The organism is Paracoccus xiamenensis (genome assembly GCF_011308835.1).
Lineage (GTDB): Bacteria > Pseudomonadota > Alphaproteobacteria > Rhodobacterales > Rhodobacteraceae > Paracoccus > Paracoccus xiamenensis.
The window spans coordinates 87,907-110,516 of sequence record NZ_JAAOHY010000004.1 but is presented as its reverse complement, the minus strand read 5'-3'; the positions used below and the strand labels follow the sequence as shown (position 1 = coordinate 110,516).

22 protein-coding genes are annotated in these 22,610 nt (G+C 64.6%); 4 read left to right on the top strand and 18 right to left on the bottom strand.

Translation table 11 applies throughout. From position 1 onward, the window contains the following. The first annotated feature begins 108 nt into the window (after nt 1-108). The gene (locus G7044_RS10590) at nt 109-1,656 is read left to right on the top strand and encodes a phospholipase D family protein (protein ID WP_166328694.1); all 1,548 of its coding nucleotides are present in this window, start codon (nt 109-111) and stop codon (nt 1,654-1,656) included. Here the strand turns inward: G7044_RS10590 and recF are convergent. The 6 genes from recF to mutM form a co-directional block, all read right to left on the bottom strand. Continuing rightward, nucleotides 1,653-2,723 (bottom strand): DNA replication/repair protein RecF, encoded by a 1,071-nt coding sequence (gene recF / locus G7044_RS10585; protein WP_166328692.1) that lies wholly within the window; start codon nt 2,721-2,723, stop codon nt 1,653-1,655. The genes G7044_RS10590 and recF overlap by 4 nt on opposite strands. Further along, complete coding sequence (gene dnaN / locus G7044_RS10580) at nt 2,720-3,838, bottom strand: DNA polymerase III subunit beta (RefSeq protein ID WP_166328690.1); 1,119 nt, start codon at nt 3,836-3,838, stop codon at nt 2,720-2,722. The genes recF and dnaN overlap by 4 nt, the downstream gene beginning before the upstream one ends. Nucleotides 3,839-3,962: 124 nt before the next feature. Further along, complete coding sequence (dnaA, locus tag G7044_RS10575; protein ID WP_166328688.1) at nt 3,963-5,312, bottom strand: chromosomal replication initiator protein DnaA; 1,350 nt, start codon at nt 5,310-5,312, stop codon at nt 3,963-3,965. A 519-nt stretch (nt 5,313-5,831) separates the two neighbouring features. Then, nucleotides 5,832-6,101 carry a 30S ribosomal protein S20 gene (gene rpsT, locus G7044_RS10570; RefSeq protein WP_166328686.1) on the bottom strand — a complete coding sequence of 90 codons (270 nt, stop codon included), beginning with the start codon at nt 6,099-6,101 and terminating at the stop codon, nt 5,832-5,834. A gap of 150 nt (nt 6,102-6,251) precedes the next feature. Next, nucleotides 6,252-7,028, bottom strand: coding sequence for an enoyl-CoA hydratase (locus G7044_RS10565; RefSeq protein ID WP_166328684.1), 777 nt, complete (start codon nt 7,026-7,028; stop codon nt 6,252-6,254). A gap of 77 nt (nt 7,029-7,105) precedes the next feature. Then, a complete protein-coding gene (gene mutM, locus G7044_RS10560; RefSeq protein ID WP_166328682.1) occupies nt 7,106-7,945 on the bottom strand; it encodes a bifunctional DNA-formamidopyrimidine glycosylase/DNA-(apurinic or apyrimidinic site) lyase in 840 nt (279 codons plus the stop codon). Between the two features lie 75 nt (nt 7,946-8,020). Here mutM and ubiE point away from each other — a divergent pair, with 75 nt between their 5' ends. Further along, the gene (ubiE, locus tag G7044_RS10555; protein ID WP_166328680.1) at nt 8,021-8,767 is read left to right on the top strand and encodes a bifunctional demethylmenaquinone methyltransferase/2-methoxy-6-polyprenyl-1,4-benzoquinol methylase UbiE; all 747 of its coding nucleotides are present in this window, start codon (nt 8,021-8,023) and stop codon (nt 8,765-8,767) included. Between the two features lies 1 nt (nt 8,768). Continuing rightward, entirely contained in the window at nt 8,769-10,301 is a 1,533-nt protein-coding gene (gene ubiB, locus G7044_RS10550) for a 2-polyprenylphenol 6-hydroxylase (protein ID WP_166328678.1), read from the top strand. On the opposite strand, the gene G7044_RS10545 is transcribed toward ubiB, so the two are convergent. From G7044_RS10545 to mutL, 9 genes are read right to left on the bottom strand one after another with little or no spacing between them, the layout of a single operon-like run. After that, on the bottom strand, nt 10,298-10,918 hold the full coding sequence (locus G7044_RS10545; RefSeq protein ID WP_166328676.1) for a COG3650 family protein: 621 nt from the start codon (nt 10,916-10,918) through the stop codon (nt 10,298-10,300). The two genes, ubiB and G7044_RS10545, sit on opposite strands and share 4 nt — an antisense overlap. Nucleotides 10,919-10,920: 2 nt before the next feature. Continuing rightward, on the bottom strand, nt 10,921-11,637 hold the full coding sequence (locus tag G7044_RS10540; RefSeq protein ID WP_166328674.1) for a VIT1/CCC1 transporter family protein: 717 nt from the start codon (nt 11,635-11,637) through the stop codon (nt 10,921-10,923). 10 nt (nt 11,638-11,647) lie between these two features. Next, nucleotides 11,648-12,577, bottom strand: coding sequence for a restriction endonuclease (locus tag G7044_RS10535; RefSeq protein ID WP_166328672.1), 930 nt, complete (start codon nt 12,575-12,577; stop codon nt 11,648-11,650). Continuing rightward, nucleotides 12,574-14,493, bottom strand: a complete 1,920-nt coding sequence (gene dxs, locus G7044_RS10530; RefSeq protein ID WP_166328670.1) for a 1-deoxy-D-xylulose-5-phosphate synthase — start codon at nt 14,491-14,493, stop codon at nt 12,574-12,576. Before dxs ends, G7044_RS10535 begins: the two co-directional genes overlap by 4 nt. A 23-nt stretch (nt 14,494-14,516) precedes the next feature. Beyond that, nucleotides 14,517-15,383, bottom strand: coding sequence for a polyprenyl synthetase family protein (locus G7044_RS10525; RefSeq protein ID WP_166328668.1), 867 nt, complete (start codon nt 15,381-15,383; stop codon nt 14,517-14,519). Beyond that, nucleotides 15,383-15,616 carry an exodeoxyribonuclease VII small subunit gene (locus G7044_RS10520; RefSeq protein ID WP_166328666.1) on the bottom strand — a complete coding sequence of 78 codons (234 nt, stop codon included), beginning with the start codon at nt 15,614-15,616 and terminating at the stop codon, nt 15,383-15,385. Before G7044_RS10520 ends, G7044_RS10525 begins: the two co-directional genes overlap by 1 nt. After that, nucleotides 15,616-16,530, bottom strand: coding sequence for a histone deacetylase family protein (locus tag G7044_RS10515; RefSeq protein ID WP_166328664.1), 915 nt, complete (start codon nt 16,528-16,530; stop codon nt 15,616-15,618). The genes G7044_RS10520 and G7044_RS10515 overlap by 1 nt, the downstream gene beginning before the upstream one ends. A gap of 6 nt (nt 16,531-16,536) precedes the next feature. Next, the gene (locus G7044_RS10510) at nt 16,537-16,908 is read right to left on the bottom strand and encodes a DUF3775 domain-containing protein (protein ID WP_166328662.1); all 372 of its coding nucleotides are present in this window, start codon (nt 16,906-16,908) and stop codon (nt 16,537-16,539) included. A gap of 42 nt (nt 16,909-16,950) precedes the next feature. Further along, a complete protein-coding gene (gene mutL / locus G7044_RS10505; RefSeq protein WP_166328660.1) occupies nt 16,951-18,777 on the bottom strand; it encodes a DNA mismatch repair endonuclease MutL in 1,827 nt (608 codons plus the stop codon). 145 nt (nt 18,778-18,922) lie between these two features. Here mutL and G7044_RS10500 point away from each other — a divergent pair, with 145 nt between their 5' ends. Continuing rightward, nucleotides 18,923-19,099, top strand: a complete 177-nt coding sequence (locus tag G7044_RS10500) for a hypothetical protein (protein WP_166328658.1) — start codon at nt 18,923-18,925, stop codon at nt 19,097-19,099. A gap of 94 nt (nt 19,100-19,193) precedes the next feature. Here the strand turns inward: G7044_RS10500 and G7044_RS10495 are convergent, their stop codons facing one another. The 3 genes from G7044_RS10495 to G7044_RS10485 form a co-directional block, all read right to left on the bottom strand. Then, nucleotides 19,194-20,501 (bottom strand): M16 family metallopeptidase, encoded by a 1,308-nt coding sequence (locus G7044_RS10495; RefSeq protein ID WP_166328656.1) that lies wholly within the window; start codon nt 20,499-20,501, stop codon nt 19,194-19,196. Next, nucleotides 20,498-21,964, bottom strand: a complete 1,467-nt coding sequence (locus tag G7044_RS10490; protein ID WP_166328654.1) for a M16 family metallopeptidase — start codon at nt 21,962-21,964, stop codon at nt 20,498-20,500. Before G7044_RS10490 ends, G7044_RS10495 begins: the two co-directional genes overlap by 4 nt. A 99-nt stretch (nt 21,965-22,063) precedes the next feature. Beyond that, nucleotides 22,064-22,576, bottom strand: coding sequence for a DUF3035 domain-containing protein (locus tag G7044_RS10485; RefSeq protein WP_166328652.1), 513 nt, complete (start codon nt 22,574-22,576; stop codon nt 22,064-22,066). Nucleotides 22,577-22,610 lie beyond the last annotated feature (34 nt).

The following is a 22,610-nucleotide window of genomic DNA, read 5'->3' as shown; positions in this document are numbered from 1 at the left end:
TCACGGCAAAGCCACGGTATTTCGTGGCTTTCCGCCGCTTTGGCGCGATCTCTTGCGCATCCCGCGCAGGTGTCGTGAGACTGGCCCGAGTAACGGATGCGAGGGACAATGATGCGGTGGCTGCGGATGGTGTTACAGATCCTGTTCATACTGGCATTGCTGTGGGTGGCGGGCCGGATGCTGTTCCCGGTCCCCTCAACCGAAGGTCGGCCAGTCGAAACGGCGATGCCCTTTGATCCCGCGACCCGCCTGGGCCCGCGCGCGGCCGAAGCGCAGGCCGCCCATCCCGGTAAATCGGGCGTTCTGCCGCTTCCAATCGGGCTTGGCGCGTTGCACAGCCGGATTGCGCTGGCGCGGAATGCCGAACGCTCGATCGACGTTATGTATTACATCTGGCACGACGATGTGTCGGGGCTGCTGCTGATGGAAGCACTGCGTGATGCGGCAGCGCGCGGGGTGCGTGTGCGGCTGCTGCTGGACGATAACGGCATCGCAGGGCTGGACCAGAGCCTTGCGGCGATGCACGCGCGACCGAATTTCGATGTGCGGCTGTTCAACCCTTCGACCATTCGCACGCCCAAGATGGCCGGATATGCGCTGTACCCGCTGCGCATGAACCGGCGCATGCACAACAAGGCTTTTATCGTTGATGGGGCTGCTGCAATCGTCGGCGGGCGCAATATCGGCAACGAATATTTCGCCGTGGGGGATGAGCCGTCCTATCTGGACCTCGACGTTCTGGGGGTCGGCAAGGTGGTGACAGATACCGCCGCGATCTTCGATGAATACTGGAACAGCGCGCCGGTCCTTGGGCTGGAACAGGTGATCTCGGGCGATGGTGACATGGCCGCGTTTGATGCGGCACTTGAACAGGCCAAGGCCTCGGACGCCGGGCAGGCCTATCTTGCCAGCGTGCGCACTGTGATCGACGACCTGACCGCCGGTCGCACACCGCAACTGGAATGGACCGACGTTCAGGTCGTGGCCGATGATCCGGTCAAGGGCAGCGGCGACGTCCGCAGGGACCAGTTGATGATCAACCGTCTCGGCAACATCGTCGGGCCAGTGGCCAGCAAGATGGACCTGATTTCCGCCTATTTCGTGCCCTCCAAGGCTGGCACGAGGTATTTTGGCGAGATGGCAAAATCCGGCGCTCAGGTCCGTATCCTGACCAATGCATGGGAGGCGACCGATGTGCCGATGGTGCATGCCGGCTATACCAAGTACCGGCGAGAGTTGCTGGAAGATGGCGCCGATCTGTACGAATTGAAGCCGACCGGAGAGCGACCGAAGGGAGAACAGGAACTGGGTCCGATCGGATCGTCCGGGGCCTCGCTGCACGCAAAGACCTTCGTCGTGGATGACAGCCGCGTCTTCATCGGATCGTTCAACTTCGACCCGCGATCGGCCCTGCTGAATTGCGAGATGGGCTTTCTGATCGACAGCCCGACCATCGCGGCGGGCAGCACGCGCATGTTCGACGAATCCCTGATCCCGCGCAGCTTCAAGCCCGAGCTGAAAGGCCGCGATATGGTCTGGCTGGACCCGCAGCCCGATGGCTCGACAGTAGAGATTGACCACGAGCCGGGGCTGGGAATGGGCAGCCGGATCATGGTCTATGTGCTGAACGTGCTGCCGATCGAATGGCTGCTTTAATCGGCGGCGGCTGACGCGCCCTCGATCCGGGTGACGGCGATCTGGCGGGCGCGGGGGCCGAATTCGGCGAACAGTTCCGGCCCGGTGCCGGTCAGCATGGATTGCGCCGGAAGTGCCGTGATCTGGTCATACAGCGCCGCCCGGCGTCCGGCATCCAGATGCGCCGCCACCTCGTCCAGCAGCAGCATGACCGGCTGATCGGACAGCGCCCGGGCATTGGCGAGGATCAGCGACAGCAGCAGCGCCTTCTGCTCGCCGGTCGAGGACAGCGCCGCCGCCATGTCCTGCGGCCCCCAGACGGCCCCCAGATCTGCGCGGTGCGGGCCGGTCAGGCTGCGCCCGGCGGCCAGATCGCGCGGCCGCATCGCCGCCAGCCGCCCGGCGATGTCGCCGGCATTTGGATCATCGGCGAAGCCCTCGCCCGGCAGCAGGGTCAGCCGGGCGGCGGGAAAGCCGCTGGATTCGTCCTGCGCGGCAGTGATCGCCGCCAGCGCCGCCAGCCGGTTGCGGGTGATGCGCGCGCCCGCGTCCGCCATCTGGCTTTCCAGCGCGCGATACCAGCCGGGATCGGTGATCTGATCCTTCAGCAGCCGGTTCCTTTCGCGCATCGCCTTTTCATAAGCCAGCGACGCCTCGGCATGGTCGGGGTGAAAGGACAGCGTCACCCGGTCCAGAAACCGCCGCCGCCCTTCGGGCGCATCGGTCCAGATCCGGTCCATCGCCGGGGTCAGCCAGATCACCCGCAGCAGCGCCCCCAGCGCCGTCTGCGGCGCGGCCTTGTCGTCCAGCGTCACGCTGCGGCTGGCACCGGGCGGGGCCGAGGTCTCGACCTGCCTGTCACCGATTTCAGCCCGAATGCGCCAACCTGCGCCGACGCCCTGCCGCGCCTGTTCGGCAGGCGCCACGCCGCGAATACCGCGCCCGGGCGACAGCATGGACACCGCCTCAAGTACATTGGTCTTGCCAGAGCCGTTCGGCCCGTGCAGCGCAACCGGCCTCGCGTCCAGATGCAGATCCAGACGCGGCCAAGACCGGAACTGCGCCAGCGTCAGTCGGCTGAGCGTCACACGCGCATCGGCATGACGACATAAACGGCGGACAGGTCATTGCCCTCGCGGATCAGCGCCGCATCGCCAGAGCCGTTGAACATGAAGACCGCATTTTCGCGATCCACCTGACCGGCGATTTCCTGCAAGTATTTGGCGTTAAATCCGATCTCCAGCGGATCGTCACCGTAGGCCACGGCCAGTTCTTCATCTGCCGTGCCAGCATCGGGGGCGTTCACCGACAAGACCAGCCGGTCCATCTCCAGCGCCAGCTTGACCGCGCGCGAGCGTTCGCTGCTGACGGTGGCCACACGGTCGACGGCGCGGGCGAAATCCTTGGCATCGACTTCCAGCTTGCGGGTATTTCCGGCTGGAATGACGCGGGTGTAATCGGGGAATGTTCCGTCGATCACCTTTGAGGTCAGGGTGATGTTCGGGGTCGCGAAACGCACCTTGGTTTCGCTGACGGAAACCGCGATCTGCATCTCGTCATCGTCCAGCAGCTTGCGCAGCTCGGCCACGGTCTTCTTGGGCACGATCACCCCCGGCATGTCCGAGGCACCATCCGGCAGCTCCGCGTCGATTCGTGCCAGACGGTGACCGTCCGTCGCCACGCAGCGCAGCACCATGCCCTCATCGCCCTGGGCCACATGCATATAGACCCCGTTCAGGTAATAACGGGTTTCCTCGTTGGAGATCGCGAATTTCGACTTGTCGAACAGCCGGCGCAGCACTGGCGCGGGGGCGGCGAAATTGGCGCTGTATTCGGCATTGGCCATGACCGGGAAATCCTCGGTCGGCAGCGTGGCGAGGCTAAAGTTCGACCGTCCCGCCTGCACGGTCAGCCGCTCATTCGCGCCATCGACGGCGATGGTCACCAACGAGCCGTCGGGCAGCTTGCGCGCGATCTCGTTCAGCATCTGCGCCGAAACGGTGGTGGCACCGGGGCGTTCGACCTGCGCGGGGGCGCGGTCCACGACCTCGGTATCCAGATCCGTGGCGCGGAAGCTGACGCCGTCGGGCGTGGCCTCGATTTGGACATTGGCCAGGATCGGAATGGTATGGCGGCGTTCCACAACGGATTGCGCCTGCGCCACGGCCTTTACCAGATCGGCCCGTTCAATCGAGAATTTCATCACCAGTCCCCTGCAATGCGCGTCAATATCTGCGCACATCCCGGCGCATCAAAACCGGCCCCATGGCCGGTTCGCCGAATGTCATTAAAAATCCCGCCAGAATCAAGCCTTGGCTGTCGCCGAGCTATGCTTCCAATGCGCGGCGCAGCAGCTGCACGTCCTCGGCCATGCCGTGATCTTCGGTGCAAAGCTCCTCGATCTTGCGAACGCCGTGCATGATGGTGGTGTGATCGCGCCCACCAAAGCGGCGGCCGATTTCCGGCAAGCTGCGGGTGGTCATCTGCTTGGCCAGATACATTGCAACCTGCCGAGGCCGGGCAATGGTGCGCACGCGCTTCTGTCCGACCAGATCGGCCAGCTTGATGTTGTAATGTTCCGCCACCTTGCGCTGGATATCCTCGATCGACAGCTTGCGATCCGAAGAACGCAGAATATCGGCCAGGCAGTCCTGCGTCAGATCCATGTCGATCTTGCGACCGACGAGGCTGGCGAAGGCGAACAGACGCTGCAGCGCGCCTTCCAGCACCCGCACATTCGAGGTGATGCGGTGCGCCAGGAACTCCAGCACGCCCGGCTCGATACACAGGCCCGCATATTGCGCCCGGAAAGCGTCGGTCTTGGATTGCAGGATGCCAAGGCGCAATTCGTAATCGGTCGGGTGCAGGTCGACGACCAGCCCGCATTGCAGGCGCGACTTGATGCGGTCTTCCAGATCCTTGATCTCGCCCGGCGCGCGGTCAGCGGAAATCACGATCTGCTTGCCCTGATCCACCAGCGCGTTGAACGTGTGGAAGAACTCCTCCTGCGTCGATTCCTTGCCGGCGATGAACTGCACATCATCGACCATCAGCACCTCGACGGTGCGGAACATTTCCTTGAAATCCATGACCGTGCGTTCGCGCAGCGCCTGCACAAAGCGGTACATGAACTGTTCCGCCGACAGATACAGCACGCGCGCCTCGGGGCGGCGGGTGCGGATATCGCTGGCGATGGCATGCATCAGGTGAGTCTTGCCCAGACCCACGCCGCCATAAAGGAACAGCGGGTTGAAGGTCACCGGCCCGCCCTCGGCGACGCGGCGGGCGGCGGCATGGGCCAGTTCGTTCGGCTTGCCGACGACGAAATTTTCAAAGGTAAAGCGGGCATCCAGCGGGGCGGACATTTCCGGCTCGACCGCACGGGGGGCGGCAACGGGGGCGGCCGCCTGCTTGCGCGGCGCTGCGGCGGCGCGGCGCGCCGCGGCCACGCGGAAATTCAGACGCGCAATCGGGGCGCCAACCTCGATCAGGGCATCGCGAATCGCGTCGGCATAATGGCGCTGCACCCAATCGGAAATGAAACGCGTCGGCGTCACGATCTGCGCCTCGCCCGAATCGATTCCGGTCAGATCCAACGGCGCAATCCATGCGGTGTGGTTGTTGCTGCCGACGCGGTCCCGCAGCGTGTTGCTGGCCCGATCCCAAAGGTCTTTCATTCTTTTTATCTCGTCCGTCCTGTCCCCGTTCCCGACCGCACCAGCGGCAAGGGCGACACACGAAGCCTTTGGGGGACGGCAACAACCGGACATCGCGGCGCAAAGCCCCGCGCGGCCTGTCCGACCCGGACAAAATCCACCGCCGTCTGCGAAAGGTAGCAGCCCTTCGCATTAGCAGCGTATGACCGCTGAAACGGTCTGATTGTTCGCACCTTCTGGCCGGTTGGCAGAACCTGCTGGGTGCGACTTCCCCCAAGGCGACGTGAATCGCAGGATTGAAGCTAGCGCTTCCCGAAGCCCCCCCGCAACCGATCTTCGCGCTTGACAGAAACTTCGCTGGAACGAATCCGGGACGCTTTCGCAAAGCCGTCGCAAATCCAGAGACTTGCCCGAATATGTTGGAAATTCAGAAGTTTGGAGACGTCAAAAAGCAAAAGGGCGCATGCAGGATGCGCCCTTACGTCAACTTTCATTGGTGCTTCCGCCCACAACCATGGGAAGAATCACCTGTGTGTCCGATTACTTCGCAGCGACTGCTTTCACGCGTGCGGCCAGGCGCGAAACCTTGCGCGAGGCGGTGTTCTTGTGGACGACGCCTTTGGTCACACCGCGCATCAATTCGGGTTCAGCAGCCCGCAGAGCGGCCTTGGCAGCATCGGCATCACCCGAGGCGATCGCTTCTTCGACCTTGCGCAGGTAGGTGCGGATGCGCGAGCGGCGAGCTTTGTTGACGTCGGTGCGGCGCTCGATCTGGCGGGCGCGTTTCTTGGACTGGGGCGTGTTGGCCATGGGTGCGTTCCTGTGTGTTCGTCGAATATCTGTTACGCAAAAGCCCCATGGCACCGTTCCTGAAGAACGGTCATGATTCTTGCCTTAAGCGGGCCCACGCGCATGTAAGCCCGGGCCTATACAGGCGCCGGGCCGGAAAGCCAAGCGGAATCAGCGATCGCGGAACTGCGGCTCGCGCTTTTCAAGGAATGCGGCCATGCCTTCCTTCTGATCCTCGGTGGAAAACAACGCGTGGAACAGGCGGCGTTCGTATTGCAGCCCTTCGCGCAGCGTCGTTTCATAGCTGCGGTTGACGGCCTCCTTGGCAGCCTTGACCGCAACCTGCGATTTTTCCGCGATCTTGCGGGCAACGGCCATCGCCTCGGGGATCAGCTTCGCGCTCGGCACGACGCGGCTGACCAGGCCCGAACGCTCGGCTTCCTCGGCATCCATGAAACGACCGGTCAGGTTCATGTCCATGGACTTCGACTTGCCGACGAACCGGGTCAGTCGCTGGGTGCCGCCGATGCCGGGGATCACGCCGAGGTTGATTTCTGGCTGGCCGAATTTCGCGTTATCCGCAGCGATGATGAAATCGCAGGCCATGGCCAGTTCCGCCCCGCCGCCAAGCGCATAGCCGGAAACGGCCGCGATGATCGGCTTGCGCGTATTGGCAATCGTTTCCGTCGGGGCAACGAACAGGTTTTCGTTGAAGACATCCACAAAGCTTTTGCTGGACATCTCCTTGATGTCGGCGCCGGCCGCAAAGGCCTTTTCGCTGCCGGTGATGACGATGCAGCGCACCTTGTCATTCTGGTCGGCATCGACAAGCGCCGCCGACAGCTCGCCCAGCAGTTCCGAGTTCAGCGCGTTCAGCGCATCTGGTCGGTTCAGGCGGATCAGCGCGACGTAATCGTCGATCTCGACAGTGATGGTCTGGTAACCCATGGGGTGCCCCTTCGCGATTGCGGATCGGACTGTCCTAACAAAGCCGTGACCCGAGGGCCAGCCTCCGCGCGAGGGCGCTAGCGCTGGCAGCGTGGACACCAGAAGCTGGACCGCCCCGATTGCACGATTCGCTGCACATGGCCGTCGCAGCCGGGACGCGGACAGGGTGCGCCCTCGCGGTCGTAAACCCGGAAACTGTGCTGGAAATAGCCCAGTTCGCCCGTCGCCTGCCGATGGTCGCGCAACGAGGATCCGCCCGCCGCGATCGCCTCGGTCAGGACATCCTTGATATGGCCTGCCAGCGCATCCAGCCGCGCCCGGCCGATCCGACCCGCCGCCCGGCGCGGGTCGATCCCGGCCCGGTGCAGCGATTCGGATACGTAGATATTGCCCAGACCCGCCACCACGCCCTGATCCAGCAACGCCGCCTTGACCGGCGCGCGGCGCCCTTCAAACGCCGCCGCCAGCGTGGCCCCGGTGAATTCATCGCCCAAAGGCTCTGGCCCCAGCACATCCAACAGGGGCGAGCTGCCCCGGATCAGGTCGACCATGCCAAAGCGGCGGGCGTCGTTCATCGTAATTCGGGTGCCTTCGTCGGTCTCGAACACCACATGGTCATGGCGCGGCAGGATCGCCGGGTCGCGGTGAAAATCGCCCACGCCCGCGCCTTCGATCAGCATTCTCCCCGACATGCCCAAGTGGATCAGGATCGAGGCCTCGCGGTCCAGATCCAGCAGCACATATTTCGACCGCCGCCGCAGCCCGGTGACCGTGGCACCCGTCGCCACCTGCACCAGATCGGGCGGGAATTTCCAGCGCAGCCCGTCGCGGTTCAGCACCAGCCGGGCAATCCGCCGGCCTTCCAGATGCGGCTGAAGGCCGCGGCGGACTGTTTCAACTTCGGGCAGTTCTGGCATTCCGCTGTCTTTCGTCGCATTGTGTCGGCCAATCACAGGCCTTAACTGGCCCCGACAAGCGTGAACGGCAAGAGCATGACATCCCATAAGGAAACCCATTTCGGCTTTCAAACCGTGGCCGAGGACGAAAAGGCCGGTCTGGTCCATGGCGTGTTTTCAAGCGTCGCCTCGCGCTATGACGTGATGAACGACGTGATGAGCGTCGGCATTCATCGCATCTGGAAGAATGCCATGATGGACTGGCTGGCTCCGCAGAACGGGCAGGCCCTGCTGGATGTGGCGGGCGGGACGGGCGATATCGCCTTTCGCTTTCTCGACCGCGCGCCAAATGCGCAAGTCACCGTCTGCGACATGACCGAATCGATGCTGGTCGAAGGCCGCAAACGGGCCGAGGCGGAACGCCTTGCCGACCGTCTGGGCTGGGTCACGGGCGATGCGATGGCCCTGCCCTTCAAGGATAACAGCTTCGATCGCTATACGATCAGCTTCGGCATCCGCAACGTCACCCGCATCCCCGATGCATTGGCAGAGGCTTTCCGCGTCCTGCGCCCCGGCGGGCGGCTGATGGTGCTGGAATTTTCACAGCTGCCGGTTCCAGCGATGCAATGGGCCTACGACCGCTACAGCTTCAATGTCATCCCGGTGATGGGCCAGCTGATCGCCAATGATCGCGACAGCTATCAGTATCTGGTCGAATCTATCCGCAACTTCCCCGATCAGGACACATTCGCCACCATGATCCGCGATGCCGGGTTTGAACGCGTGCAGTATCGCAACCTCTCCATGGGCATTGCCGCGCTGCATTCGGGCTGGAAGCTGTAACATGCGCGGCCCTCATAATATCTGGCGCCTGATCCGCACCGGCGCCACCTTCGAACGCACGGGTGCGATGGGCGTGGCGCTGGATGCGATGGACGCGCCGCGCAATGTCCGCGTGGCGGCGCGCGTGCTGGGCTGGCCGTTCCGCTGGCTGGGCTATAAGGGCGATCCCTCGCTGCCGCCGGTCACCCGCGCCATCACCGCGCTTGGCCCGGCCTACATCAAGTTCGGCCAGATCCTGTCGACCCGCCCCGATGTGGTGGGGGTCGAGCTGGCCGACCAGCTGAGCTATCTTCAGGACAAGCTGCCCCCCTTCCCGACCGAAACCGCCAAGCAGATGATCCAGGCCGATCTGGGCCGCCCGGTCGATCAGGTCTTCAGCGAGTTTTCCGATTCCGTGGCCGCAGCCTCTATCGCGCAGGTGCACCGGGCGCGGCGCGCCGATACCGGGCAGGAGGTGGCCGTGAAGGTGCTGCGCCCCAATATCGGCACCGCTTTCGCCCGCGACATCGACGCCTTCCATTTCGGCGCGAACATGATCGAGGCGCTGTCGCCCGCCACCCGCCGCCTGCGCCCCAAGGACGTGGTGCAGCATTTCGAAGACACCGTGAACGGCGAGTTGGACCTGCGACTGGAAGCGGCCTCTGCCTCGCTTTTCGCCGAAAACACCCGTGACGACGCCCATATTCAGGTGCCGATGCCGCATTGGGGGCTAACCTCGCGCCGGGTGCTGACCTCGGACTGGGCCGAAGGGATTTCACTGGGGAATGTGGCCGCGATCCGGGCAGCGGGGCATGATACCAGCCTGCTGGCCGAACGGATCCTGCAACTGTTCCTGTCCCATGCGCTGCGTGATGGGTTCTTTCACGGCGACATGCATCAGGGCAACCTGAAGGTCGCGCCGAATGGCGACGTGATCGCCTATGATTTCGGCATCATGGGCGAGATCGACGAATATACCCGCCGCGTCTATGCCGAGATCCTGATGGGTTTCATCCGCCGCGATTACGACGCCCTCGCCCGCGTCCATTTCGAGGCAGGCTATGTCCCCCGCGACCGCGACCCGGCCGCCTTCGCCCGCGCGCTGCGCGCCGTGGGAGAGCCGATCTTCGGCGCCGATGCCAGCCAGATCTCCATGGCCAACCTGCTCGGCTATCTGTTCGAGGTCACGGAACGCTTTGGCATGCAGACCCGGACCGAGCTGATCCTGCTGCAGCGCACCATGGTCGTGGTCGAAGGCGTCGCCCGCTCGCTCGACCCCAACCTGAATATCTGGAATGCCGCCCGTCCGGTGGTCGAGGATTACATCAAGGCCAATCTCGGGCCGCGCGCCTTCCTCAAGGACAGCCAGCGCATCGCCCAGACGCTGCAACGCGCCATGCCGCTGATGCCCGGCCTGATCGAGGATGCGATCTGGCGCGCCCGCCAGCAGGCCAAACCGGCCGCGCCGCCCAAACGGTTCAGCTGGCGATCCGCCGCGATCGGTGCCGGCACGTCCGTTGCCGCGCTGGCGCTGCTGCTGGCGGTCGCAGCCTAGCGCGCGATCCGGCAGCAGCCCGAATACATCACCGGGGCGGCATCGCGGCTTTGCCGGATCACCGTGGCCTGCAAGCCGTAAGCCATATCCGACATGCCATCGGAACATTGCGCGGGGGTAATCGCGGCGGTCAGCAGGTCGTGGTCATCCTCGACATAAATCCCCCGCCGCGGATCGCGGAAAACACCCGTATCCAGCACCACCGCCCCCGACAGCGCTATCTTGTGATTCGGCTCGTCCCAGATCAGGCCGCCATCCCGAACCTCGAAGGACCAGAAGGGTTCGGTCCCGCCGCAACTGAAACCTGCGGGCAGCTTGCCCGGCTGCCAGACATCGGTGCGGTAATTCAGAAACCGCATCGACACCCAGCCCACCTGTTCGCCCGCATTCACCTGCCCCCATCGCCCCGAGGGGTCATGCCCGGTGATCTCGACACCCTTGGCGTCGGGCAGCAGTGTGCCGATGATCGTGGCCGAGGCATTCGGCGCGGCCCGGATGTTCAGCACATCGCCCGCCGCCACGCCCTGGACGTCGAACAGCGTCGGCAGGATATATTCCTGCGTCGCCGCCGCAGGCCCGGCCGCCAGAACAGCCATCACGACCAGTCGCTTCAGCATCGCTACCCCACGGTCACGCCAAACAGTTTTCCGATGCCGGCGGTAACCCCCATGGCAACGCAGCCCCAAAAGATCACGCGCAGCACCGCCCGCCCCGCAGGCGCGCCGCCGGCCTTGGCACCGATGAAGCCCAGTACCGCCATCGCGATCAGCGTGGCCATCAGAACCACCGGAATGACCATCCCCGCCGGTGCCAGCCAGGCCCCTAGCAGCGGCACCGCCCCCGCCGCCGTAAAGGTCAACGCCGAGGTAAACGCCGCCTGCAACGGATTGGCAGCGGTCACGTCTGACAAGCCCAACTCGTCCCGGATATGGGCGCCGAGCGCATCATATTCCGTCATCTCGCGCGCCACCCGCAGGGCGGTTTCCGGTGCAAGCCCGCGCTTTTCATAGATCTCGGCCAGCTCGATCAGCTCGGTCTCCGGGTCCTCTTTCAGCGCGCGGGTTTCGCGCCTGATATCGGCGCGTTCAATGTCGGACTGGCTGGAAACCGACACGTATTCTCCCGCCGCCATCGACAGCGCACCTGCCGAAAGCCCGGCGATCCCGGCCAGCAGCACCGCATGACGATCCGCGCCCGAGGCCGCGATCCCCGCCAGAAGCGACGCGACCGAGACGATTCCGTCATTCGCCCCCAACACCGCCGCCCGGAGCCAGCCCGAGCGCGAAATGAAATGCGGATCATCGGGATGGGCGTCGGCATGGGTATGGCGGGACATGGTTATTCCATCAGATTGGGTCGAAGAAGTTCGCATCGATGGAACGCAGCACATAGGTCTTGTCAACCCTGACGCCGACGCCATGGTCAATCATCAGCCGCGCCAGTCGTGCCCCGTCGATCAGAACCACGCGCTGCTGAACGCGACGCACATAATCATGCGCCTCGCGCGAGAAGCCCGAGGTGGTGACGAACACGCCCTTGGTGGCGCTTTCACCGGTCATCGAACCAATGAAGGCCTGGAGTGCCGGCCTTCCAACCGTAATTTCAGGCTTGTATTTTTTGGCCTGAATATAAACGGCATCGAGGCCTAACTTATCCTCGTTCACCACCCCGTCGATCCCGCCATCGCCGGATTTGCCGATGGCACGGCCCATTTCTGCATGACCATTACCATAACCCATGGCCAGAAGAAGCTCGACAATAAGCTGCTCGAAACGGGCGGGGGTAAGCGCGAGGAGGTGCTCAAGCAGTTCTTCAGAAAGCGTGCTGTCCAGCTTGGCGAACGCGCTTTCCTTCAGATCTTCGGGGGTTTCAGAGGACTCAGCCGGGATACCACTGACGTCTGGGCGGTCGTCATCGTTCGAATTGCGCACCGCTTTCCAAAATCGAAAATCGGCAGATTCAGACAGTATCCGATTGTCCAATTTTGTGGGATTCGATTCCAGGAACTCTCGTCCTCTCGGCGATACAACGTAAGCTCCGCGAGCACGTCGTGAGATGAATCCTGCTTTCAACATATACGAACAGGCCCAATAAGCGCGGTCATAAATGTAAGTTTTACTTCCGCTTGGGGTCAGCCGCTCCATCTGCTCGTCGGTCAGTTGAAACTCGGCCTGTAGCTGCGGCAACAAGCTCTTGATCCGGGTTTCGCCTACCGCAATCAGCTTCAGAACGGGAAGCATAAATTGCTGATAGCTTGGAATATCCGTTCCGCTCACGCCCGCTTATCCCCGATCTGGGCCACGCCCAGCACCTCCAGCACCTTTGCCTCGATATCGGGGGCGTTCATGGCGGCGTCGGCATACATCGCCGCCGGGCTGTTATGGTCGATGAAGGTGTCGGGCAGCACCATTGAACGGAATTTCAGCCCGTGATCGAACACGCCCTCATCGGCCAGAAGCTGGGCTACATGACTGCCGAAGCCGCCGATGGCACCTTCTTCGATGGTGATGAGCGCCTCGTGATCGGCCGCAAGGCGCAGTATCAGATCGCGGTCCAGCGGCTTGGCGAAACGGGCATCGGCGACGGTGGGCGTGATGCCGCGCGCCATCAGCGCCTCGCGGGCGGTCATGACCTCGGACAGGCGGGTGCCGAAGGACAGGATAGCGACGCGGCTGCCCTCGGCGATCATGCGGCCCTTGCCGATTTCCAGCGGCATGCCGCGCTCGGGCATTTCGACGCCGGTGCCCTCGCCCCGCGGGAAGCGGAAGGCGATGGGGCCGGTATCATGGGCGGCGGCGGTAGCGACCATATGGACCAGTTCGGCCTCGTCAGCGGCGGCCATCACCACCATGCCGGGCAGATTGGCGAGGAAACCGATATCGAAGGCCCCGGCATGGGTCGCCCCATCCGCGCCGACCAACCCGGCGCGGTCGATGGCGAAACGCACCGGCAGACGCTGGATCGCCACGTCATGCACGATTTGGTCATAGCCGCGTTGCAGGAAGGTCGAATACAGCGCGCAGAAGGGTTTTATACCACCCGCAGCCAGACCGGCGCTGAAAGTCACAGCGTGCTGTTCGGCAATACCCACGTCAAAGCAGCGGCGCGGGAAACGTTCGGCGAACAGGTTCAGCCCGGTCCCGTCCGGCATGGCGGCGGTAATGGCGGCGATTTTGTCGTCACGCTCGGCCTCGGCGATCAACGCCTTGGCGAATACGCTGGTATAGCTGGGCGCGTTGGATTTGGCCTTGGCCTGTTCGCCCGTGACCACGTCGAACTTGCCACGTGCATGGCCACGGTCGGCGGCGCCTTCGGCGGGCGCATAGCCCTTCCCCTTGCGGGTGATCGCATGGATCAGCACCGGCCCGTCGGCCCGCGCCTTCACCGTGCGCAGCAGCGCCAGAAGCTGGTCCAGATCATGCCCGTCGACCGGGCCGATATAGGAAAAGCCCAACTCCTCGAACAGGGTGCCGCCGATGGCCATGCCCTTCAGCATTTCCTTGGCCCTGCGCGCGCCTTCCTGAATCGGCCCCGGCAGGAAGCCCACCGCGCCCTTGGCGATGGATTTCAGTTCCTGAAATGGGCCCTCGGTATACAGCTTCGTCAGATAGGTCGACAGCGCCCCGGTCGGGGGCGCGATGGACATTTCATTGTCGTTGAGGATCACGAACAGCCGCTTGCCCAGATGGCCGGCATTGTTCAGCGCCTCGAATGCCATGCCGGCCGACATCGCGCCGTCGCCGATCACCGCAATCGCATCGCCGGGATCGCCGCCCAATTCCCGCGCCATGGCAAAGCCCACCGCCGCAGAAATCGAGGTCGAGCTGTGCCCGGCCCCGAACGGGTCATAGGGGCTTTCGGATCGCTTGGTGAAACCCGACAGCCCGCCGCCCGTGCGCAACGTGCGGATACGGTCACGCCGACCGGTCAGGATCTTGTGGGGGTAGCACTGATGGCCCACATCCCAGATGATCTTGTCGCGCGGCGCGTCAAAGACGGCATGCAGCGCCACCGTCATTTCGACCACGCCCAGACCCGCGCCCAGATGGCCGCCGGTCACCGATACGGCGCTGATGGTTTCGGCGCGCAATTCGTCGGCAAGCTGGCGCAATTCCCGGTCGGAAAGCGCCTTCAGGTCGGATGGCATGTTCACCCGGTCGAGAACCGGGGTCTTGGGGCGATCTTGGCTCATTCTTGGCGGCCCTTTCCGGGGCTTCAGCTTTGGCGGTCGATAACGAAACGCGCCAGCGCACGCAAGTTTTCCGCCTTTTCACCATAAGGTGACAGCGCGGCGTTGGCGCGTTCGATCAATTCGGCCTCGCGCGCGCGGGCACCGTCCAGCCCCAGCAGCGACACGAAGGTCGCCTTGCCGGCGCCTGCATCTTTACCCACCCGCTTGCCGGTCATTTCCTGATCGCCGGTGACGTCCAGAACGTCGTCATGGATCTGGAAGGCAAGGCCCAGTTTCGCGGCATAGATCCGCAGCGCCTCGGTTTCCGCACCCGCGATCAGCGCGCCCGACACGGCGGCGAAAGCGATCAGCGCGCCGGTCTTGGCAACCTGCATCCGGGTGATGCCGGCGATGTCCAGCGGCGTTTCCGACTGTTCGGCATTGATGTCCAGCATCTGGCCGTAAACCATGCCGGCGGGGCCGACGGCATGGGCGAAGGCTGCAATCAGGCGGGCCCGCACCTCGCCGTCGCCAATGGCGGGATCGGTCATCATTTCGAAAGCCAGAGTCTGCAACGCATCACCGGCCAGAATCGCGGTCGCCTCGGACCATTGCACATGCACGGTCGGCAGGCCCCGGCGCAGGTCGTCATCATCCATCGCCGGCAGGTCGTCATGGACGAGGCTATAGGTATGCAGCGCCTCGACCGCCATGGCGACCGGCAGGGCGGCGCTGTCGGGCACGCCATGCAGGCGGGCCGATTCCATCACCAGAAAGGCACGCAGCTTCTTGCCGCCAAGGCAGGCGTAGCGCATCGCGTCCGTCAGCTCACCCTGGGGAAGGTCGTTCATCGCGGCATCCAGCGCGGCCTCGACCTGCGCCTTCACCTCGTCCATGCGGGCCTGCAGCATCACAGGCCCTCGGCCTTGGTGGTGCCGGTGGGCTGGCCCTGGGCGAGGGTGATCTTTTCGACCCGCTCCTCTGCCTCGCGCAGGCGGGCTTCGCAATGGGCGCGCAGGGCGGCGCCGCGTTCATACAGCTTGATCGAATCCTCAAGCGAGGCATTGCCGCTTTCCAGCCGCGTTACGACCGATTCCAGCTCTTTCATCGCGTCCTCGAAGGACATGGTTGCGATTTCCGTCATTACGCGGCCCTCATCAGTGCGTCCACATGCGCCCGGACCGATCGCCCCAGCGCCGCAAGGTTGTAGCCCCCTTCGAGGCAAGAAACCACTGCCGCGTCACAATCGCGCGCGACGTCGCAAATTGCCGCCGTCAGCAGCCGGTAATCTTCATCCTGCCAGCGAAGTTCGCCCTTGGGATCATCGGCATGGGCGTCGAACCCGGCCGAAAGGATGACCAGCTGCGGCCGGAATTCCGCCACCCGCAGAAGGATCCGATCCCAGGCCGCACGCCCGAAAGCGCCATCCGATTCGGGCGGCAGCGGCGCGTTGATGACATTGTCATGCGCGCCGCGTTCATCGGCGGCACCAGTCCCCGGCCAATGCGGATATTGCTGGCTGGAGGCAAACAGCGTGCGGGGCTCGTCCCACAGCAGTTCCTGAGTGCCATTGCCGTGGTGAACGTCGAAATCCAGCACCGCCACCCGGTCCAGCCCGCGCGCATCCAGCGCATGTTTCGCGGCGATTGCAGCATTCCCGAACAGGCAGAAGCCCATCGGCCGGTCCGCCAGCGCGTGGTGACCCGGCGGGCGCATGGCGACAAAGGCATTCGCAGCCGCGCCGTCCAGCACCGCATCAACCGCCGCCACCGCGCCGCCGGCGCTGCGCCGCGCGGCCTCCAGACTGCCGGGCGACAGGAAGGTATCCTCATCCAGCTGGTGCAGGCCCTCAGCCGGGACAGCGTCGCGCAGGAAATCCAAATACGATTGCGGGTGGCAGCGCAGCAGGTCGGCATCGCGGGCCAAGGGCGCCTCGCGCCGGTCAAGCGGCAGATCCGCCAGCGCGGCCATGACGGCGGCGTAGCGGCCCTGCTGTTCGCCGTGACCCGGCGGGGTCAGGTGGTTCGCAGCCGCTTCATGCGTGAATAACAGCGTCATCAGGGATCAGACCGGCCGTTGCAGGTCGTCTTCCGCATCTTCGGGCGAGATGCCGAGCGCATCCATCCCCGCCTCCAGCAGGTCGGCAAGGCGCGGTTCGCCCATCAGGTAATCCTCGGTCGGGGCGGACCTCTCAGTCTTGGCGGTGACGATCGCCTCCTCCAGATCCTCGGGGTCGAAGCTTTCGCGCCCGATCCACATGACCGCCGTCAGCGCGGCCTGTTCATCTTCGTTCAGGCCGGCAATGAACTCGTGCAGTTCAGTCCGCACACCATGGCCAGTACGCTGCCCGCTATGCGCCCAGGCGTTCACGCCGCTTTCATATTCGCGGGCACGAATGATGACATAGGCGATCTTGTCCGCAGTGATTTCAAGCATCTTGGTCCCCCTTCATGCTTGTCGCGCCTGTATCGCACGCAGTCAATCCTTGCGACCGAACAGCCGTTCGATATCGCCCAGCGACAGGCTGACCCATGTGGGCCGGCCGTGATTGCACTGGCCGGAACGGGGCGTGCGTTCCATCTCGCGCAGCAGGGCATTCATTTCCTCGGCGCTCATCCGCCGCCCGGACCGGACAGAGCCATGGCAGGCCATCGACGACAACACCGCATCGACCCGCGCGCGCAACCGGTCCGAGGCCCCCAGATCGGCCAGATCGTCGGCGATGTCGCGGATCAGCGCGGCGGCATTGACCTTGCCCAGCAGCGCCGGCACCTCGCGCACGGCCACGGCACCACCGCCGAAAGCCTCGACATGCAGGCCAAGCGCGGCCAGATCATCCGCGACCGACAGGATGCGCGCGGCGTCACCCTCGGGCAGGTCGACGATTTCGGGGATCAGCAGGGCCTGGCTGGCAATGCCATTCGCCTCTGCCTGCGCCTTCAGGCGTTCGTAAACCAGCCGCTCATGCGCGGCGTGCTGGTCGACGATGACCATGCCGTTTTCGGTCTGGGCGATGATATAGTTTTCATGGATCTGTGCCCGCGCCGCACCCAGCGGCGCGTCAGTGACGACCTCCTCGGGTGCCGGCGCCTCGACTCGGGCCGAGGGCGCTTCGCGAAAACCATCGAATGCCGGGGCCTGCGCCTGATAGGCCGCCCGGATCGCCCCGGCCGAGGGGCGGGCGTAATCCATCTGATAGCGCGGCGCGAAAGCTGGCGCGGCGGCCTGCGGTTCGGGCCGGAACGCCGCCAGCGTCGCCGCCCCCACCGTGTCCGAGGCCCGACGCGATTCCCCCGCCAGCCGGTTGCGCAGCGTCGAGACCAACAGCCCGCGCACCAGATCCGGCTCGCGGAAACGGACCTCGGCCTTGGCGGGGTGGACGTTCACATCGACGAAATGCGGGTCGCAGGTGATGAACAGCACGGCGGCGGGATGCCGACCCGAGGGCAGCACGTCGAAATACCCCGCGCGAAGCGCCCCGGTCAGCAGCTTGTCGCGGACGGGCCGGTTGTTCACATAGACATGCTGCGCCACCGCCGCGCCGCGCGAATAGGTCGGCAGCGCCGCAAAGCCGGTCAGCCTTGCGCCGTCGCGTTCGGCGTCGATTCGGATCGCGTTGTCGATGAAATCGCGGCCCATCACCTTCGTCAGCCGCGCATGAAGGGCGTCGAACAGATCGCCCTGTTCGGCATCGGCGCGGAACAGCAGCCGTTCATCGTCATGCAGGGTAAAGCCGACCGTGGGTTCGGCCATCGCCAGCCGACGAATGACCTCGGCCACGGCCTGCGTTTCGGCGCGTTCGCTGCGCAGGAATTTCAGCCGCGCAGGCGTGGCGAAAAACAGGTCGCGCAATTCAACCACGGTGCCGCGATTCGCGGGGGCCGGGCGTACCGGATCGGCGCGGCCGCCGGTCACGCGGATCTCGGCCCCTTCCTCGCCGGCGCGCGAGGTGATGGTCAGCCGCCCCACCGCGCCAAGCGAGGGCAGCGCCTCGCCCCGGAAGCCGAAGCTATGAATGTCCAGCAGATCGCTGCCGTCGATCTTCGATGTGGCATGGCGCGACATCGCCAGCGGCAGATCCTCGGCGGTCATGCCGCAGCCGTCATCGGCGACCCGGATCAGCGCCTTGCCGCCCTGCGAAATCGTCACCTCGATCCGCCGCGCGCCGGCATCCAGCGCGTTTTCAACCAATTCCTTGACGGCCGAGGCCGGGCGTTCGACCACCTCGCCCGCGGCGATGCGGTTGGCGACGCTATCGTCAAGCTGGCGGATAACCGGGCGCATATGGCGGCTGTGTTCGTTCATGCCACAATATCTAGCAAGTTCCGCGGGATCTGAAAATGATTCTGCGCTTTTTGCGCCCGCATTGGAAACTAATGCCACAAACATTCGTTCTTTTCACCAGCCGGGCCATCCGCCGCCCGACATTTTATCCAGCGAGGAGAAGACCATGACGAGACTTGCTGCCATCGCATTTTGCGGAATTGCCCTGAGCCTTGCAGCTTGCGGACAGAATACCGCCACCCGCGCCACCACTGGCGCCGCAACCGGCGCAGTCGTGGCCGGTCCTGTGGGCGCGGTCGCAGGCGCCGCCCTTGGCGGTTCGGGCGCGGTTCAGGTCAAGTAAGACCGAACGCAACGGCCCAAAGCGATCGACCAAACGCAAGAAGCGCCGCCCCATGGGGCGGCGCTTTTTCATGCCGGCAACCATCGCGGCGCGGTTAATTCGCCAGCCCTTCCGGACGCCCGACCAGCACGAGTTGCAGCGCATCGGGGTTCAGTCGGTCCCGCGCAACACGGGCCACATCCTCGGCGGTCACGGCTTCGATCCTGGAGTTACGGGTGTCAGGATAGTCGATCGGCAGGCCGATCAGCTGCATGCCAACCAGGATCGAGGCGATCTTGGAATTGCCATCCCAGCGCAACGGGTATTCGCCGGTCAGATAGGTCTTCGCGTCGGTCAGTTCCTTTTCGGTCACGCCTTCGGCCATGCGGCCCCATTCCTGCTTCACCAACTCGGTCGCCTCGGCCGCCGAGGTGTTGGAACTGGCCATCCCGCCAACCCAGGACGCCCCGTTCACCGCATTCGACAGCGCCGTCGACACGCCATAGGTCAGCCCGCGCTTTTCGCGGATCTCCTCCATCAGGCGCGAGGAAAAACCGCCGCCGCCCAGAATGTGGTCCGCCACGAAAGCGGCGAAATAGTCGGGATCGTCCATCGACAGGCCGGGCTGGGCGAAGGAAATCACCGTTTGCGGGCTGTCCCAATCGATTACCTCGGTGCCGCCCTGCGACTGGAACTCTGCGGGTTGCGGCAGCGGTGCGGTGCCGGTTTCGGGCAGGTCCGCCAGAATGCGGTCAACCAGCACGCCAAGCTGTTCGGGCGTGATGTCGCCAGCGGCGCCAACGATCACCCGGTCGCGGGCAATGACGCGGTTCTGCGCCTCGACCATGTCCTCGCGCCCCAAGGGCGCCACCGATTCGGCAGTCCCGTTCAGTGAACTGCCATAGGGGTGCGCGCCCCAGATCGCCTTTGCCAGCGCCTTCTGCGCGATGGCGTTGGGCTCGCTGTCCTCGGCGCGGATGATGGCCTGCACCTGCCCCCTGACGCGAGCCACGGCATCATCATCGAAGCGCGGCGCAGTCAGCGCGGCGGCGATCAGGTCGGCGCCTTCGTCGCGATTTTCGCTGAGCAGCCGGCCGGCTACGGTCAGCGCGTCATCGCCGACATCAAAGCTGATCCGCGCGCCAAGCGCCTCGATCGCGCTCGCATAGGCGGTGGCGTCCATGTCGCCGGCGCCTTCTTCCAGCGTATGGGTCATCAGGTTGATGGCCCCGCGCTTGCCCGGCGCATCAAGGCTGGCCCCGCCCCGGAAGGCCAGATTCAGTGCCGTGAAGGGGATGGTGTGATCCTCGACCAGCCAGGCCTTGATGCCGCCGGGCGAGGTAACTTCCTGAATTTCGGTCGCGGCGGCAGGCTGAACGATCAGGCTGGCCAGCAGCAGGGGAATGGCACGAAGGAAGCTCATTGGTCGACCTCTGGGGCTTCGGTTTCGAGTTCGGACGCCTCGGCCTCGGGCGCAGGCGCACCTCCGGGCGGAATGCGACCGATCTGCGGATTCGCTATCAGTTCTTCGAGGGCCTTCCGACCAGCTTCGGACAGCGTACCTTCGGTTGGCGCTGGCAGCAGCCAGCCGGTCACGGTGGCGGTGCTGTTCAGGACCAGATCGGCGGCTTCCATCACGTCTTCGGCGGTAACGGCAGCCAGCAGATCGGGCCAGTCGTTCACATCCTCAATCGTCAGCCCTGTCGCCAGCCCCTGCCCGTATTGATAGGCGCGGCCATGGGCCGAATCCTGTTCATAGACCTTCGCGGCGCGGATCTGGGTCTTGACCCGTTCAAGCTGGGCGGGGTCCGGGCCTTCCTTCAGGAAATCGGCCAGAACCTGATCCAGCGCGGCCTCGGCAGCCGCAGGCTCCATCCCGTCGACCGGCGCGAACGAGATATAGAAATTCGTCGGATCAACCGCGAAGCCTTCATAGCCCGCGCCCGCATACAGCGCCTTGCCGGTCATCACCAGCTTTTGCCCCAGAACCGAGGTCTGCGCCGAGCCGCCCAGCATTTCCGCCAGCACCGTCAGCGCCGCAGCGGTCTTCTGGTCTCCGGGATTGCGTTCGGGGACCAGTACCGTGCGCACCAGCGAGGGCTGCGGGACGCGCGGATCGCGCATCTCCATCCGGCGGGGCGCGCGTTGTTCCGGTTCCTGCGGGCGGGCGCTGCGGGCGACGCCTTCCTTTGCGGGTACTTCGCCGTAATATTTCTGCGCCAACTCGCGTGCCTTTTCGGGGGTCACGTCGCCCGCCAGCACCAGGATCGCGTTGTTGGGCGCATAATGGGTGTCATACCAATCCAGCGCGTCGGCGCGGGTCAGCCCCAACATCTCCGCGCGCCAGCCGATGACCGGGCGCCCGTAAGGGTGGTTCAGATATTGCGCGGCGCTGCGTTCCTCTGCGAACAGGGCCGAGGGGTCGCTGTCGGTGCGCTGCGCGCGTTCCTCCAGCACGACCTGGCGTTCGGCCTGCCAATCCTCTTCGCCGATGCGAAGGTTCTGCATCCGGTCGGCTTCCATTTCCATAATCAAGGGCAGCCGGTCGGCGGCAATACGCTGGAAATAGGTGGTGAAATCATAGCTGGTAAAGGCGTTGTCGGATCCGCCATTGGCGGTAACCGTCTTCGACAGCTCGCCCGGTGCCAGCTTGTCGGTGCCCTTGAACATCAGATGTTCCAGATAATGGGCAAGGCCGGTCTTGCCGGCAACCTCGTCGGCGGAACCGACCTTGTACCAGACCATCTGCACGACAACCGGGGCGCGGTGATCTTCGATCACCACGGCCTCCATGCCGTTATCCAGGGTGAAATGGGTCACGCCCTCTGGCATCTCGGCCAGGGCGGGGGTGGCGGCCAGCAGGGCAGCCAAAGATAGCGCGCGCATCGGCGGTCCTTTCAACGGACGAGAAGCGAGGGGAACATGAAACGCCGCGCCGCCGGTCGCAAATCACGACCGGGTGACCAAAGGATCTTGCCGCTGCGGTCAGTCTTCGAACTGGGGCGGCGCAGAGGGCACCCGCGCCCCGGCCCGACGCCAGCGTTCATTTTCGGCCCAGCTGTCCAGCGTCATGGGCGCATAGGCACGATAATACACGTCTGTCCGGGCAAGCCGTTCCAGCAGCTTGCGCGAATGACGCGAGCGCCATTCGACATCCTCGACGGCCAGTTGCTGGCGGATGCCGCCCTGCACACCCAACCGCGAGGCATGGTTGATCAGCGCGCCATCGGCCGCGCCGACGCCCTGCGCCGCCAGTTGTGCGGGGTTGCCGCCAAGTGCCGCCACCGCATCGCCCTTGGGGTTCGGGTCGGTGATATTCGCGCCGCCCGGCGTCGGCGGGGGCAGCACGTTCAGGTCGCCCGGAAGCGCAAGCGCGCGCGTCGGCACGATGGCGAATTCGTCCGGCGTGCTTTGGCCGGCACGGATATTGTGCAGCAGGGGATCGTTGGAACAGGCCGCCAGCGCAGCCGTCCCGATCAGTGCCCAGATTACCCGCATACCGGTCCCCCGTTTTTCATTGTTGCCGTTCTAG

Coding starts and splice junctions, on each gene's coding strand:
- G7044_RS10590 (WP_166328694.1), top strand. CDS start 109: ATGATGCGGTGGCTGCGGATGGTGTTACAGATCCTGTTCATACTGGCA.
- dnaN (WP_166328690.1), bottom strand. CDS start 3,838: ATGAAATTCTCGATTGAACGGGCCGATCTGGTAAAGGCCGTGGCGCAG.
- dnaA (WP_166328688.1), bottom strand. CDS start 5,312: ATGAAAGACCTTTGGGATCGGGCCAGCAACACGCTGCGGGACCGCGTC.
- rpsT (WP_166328686.1), bottom strand. CDS start 6,101: ATGGCCAACACGCCCCAGTCCAAGAAACGCGCCCGCCAGATCGAGCGC.
- G7044_RS10565 (WP_166328684.1), bottom strand. CDS start 7,028: ATGGGTTACCAGACCATCACTGTCGAGATCGACGATTACGTCGCGCTG.
- mutM (WP_166328682.1), bottom strand. CDS start 7,945: ATGCCAGAACTGCCCGAAGTTGAAACAGTCCGCCGCGGCCTTCAGCCG.
- ubiE (WP_166328680.1), top strand. CDS start 8,021: ATGACATCCCATAAGGAAACCCATTTCGGCTTTCAAACCGTGGCCGAG.
- ubiB (WP_166328678.1), top strand. CDS start 8,769: ATGCGCGGCCCTCATAATATCTGGCGCCTGATCCGCACCGGCGCCACC.
- G7044_RS10545 (WP_166328676.1), bottom strand. CDS start 10,918: ATGCTGAAGCGACTGGTCGTGATGGCTGTTCTGGCGGCCGGGCCTGCG.
- G7044_RS10540 (WP_166328674.1), bottom strand. CDS start 11,637: ATGTCCCGCCATACCCATGCCGACGCCCATCCCGATGATCCGCATTTC.
- dxs (WP_166328670.1), bottom strand. CDS start 14,493: ATGAGCCAAGATCGCCCCAAGACCCCGGTTCTCGACCGGGTGAACATG.
- G7044_RS10525 (WP_166328668.1), bottom strand. CDS start 15,383: ATGCTGCAGGCCCGCATGGACGAGGTGAAGGCGCAGGTCGAGGCCGCG.
- G7044_RS10520 (WP_166328666.1), bottom strand. CDS start 15,616: ATGACGGAAATCGCAACCATGTCCTTCGAGGACGCGATGAAAGAGCTG.
- G7044_RS10515 (WP_166328664.1), bottom strand. CDS start 16,530: ATGACGCTGTTATTCACGCATGAAGCGGCTGCGAACCACCTGACCCCG.
- G7044_RS10510 (WP_166328662.1), bottom strand. CDS start 16,908: ATGCTTGAAATCACTGCGGACAAGATCGCCTATGTCATCATTCGTGCC.
- mutL (WP_166328660.1), bottom strand. CDS start 18,777: ATGAACGAACACAGCCGCCATATGCGCCCGGTTATCCGCCAGCTTGAC.
- G7044_RS10500 (WP_166328658.1), top strand. CDS start 18,923: ATGACGAGACTTGCTGCCATCGCATTTTGCGGAATTGCCCTGAGCCTT.
- G7044_RS10495 (WP_166328656.1), bottom strand. CDS start 20,501: ATGAGCTTCCTTCGTGCCATTCCCCTGCTGCTGGCCAGCCTGATCGTT.
- G7044_RS10490 (WP_166328654.1), bottom strand. CDS start 21,964: ATGCGCGCGCTATCTTTGGCTGCCCTGCTGGCCGCCACCCCCGCCCTG.
- G7044_RS10485 (WP_166328652.1), bottom strand. CDS start 22,576: ATGCGGGTAATCTGGGCACTGATCGGGACGGCTGCGCTGGCGGCCTGT.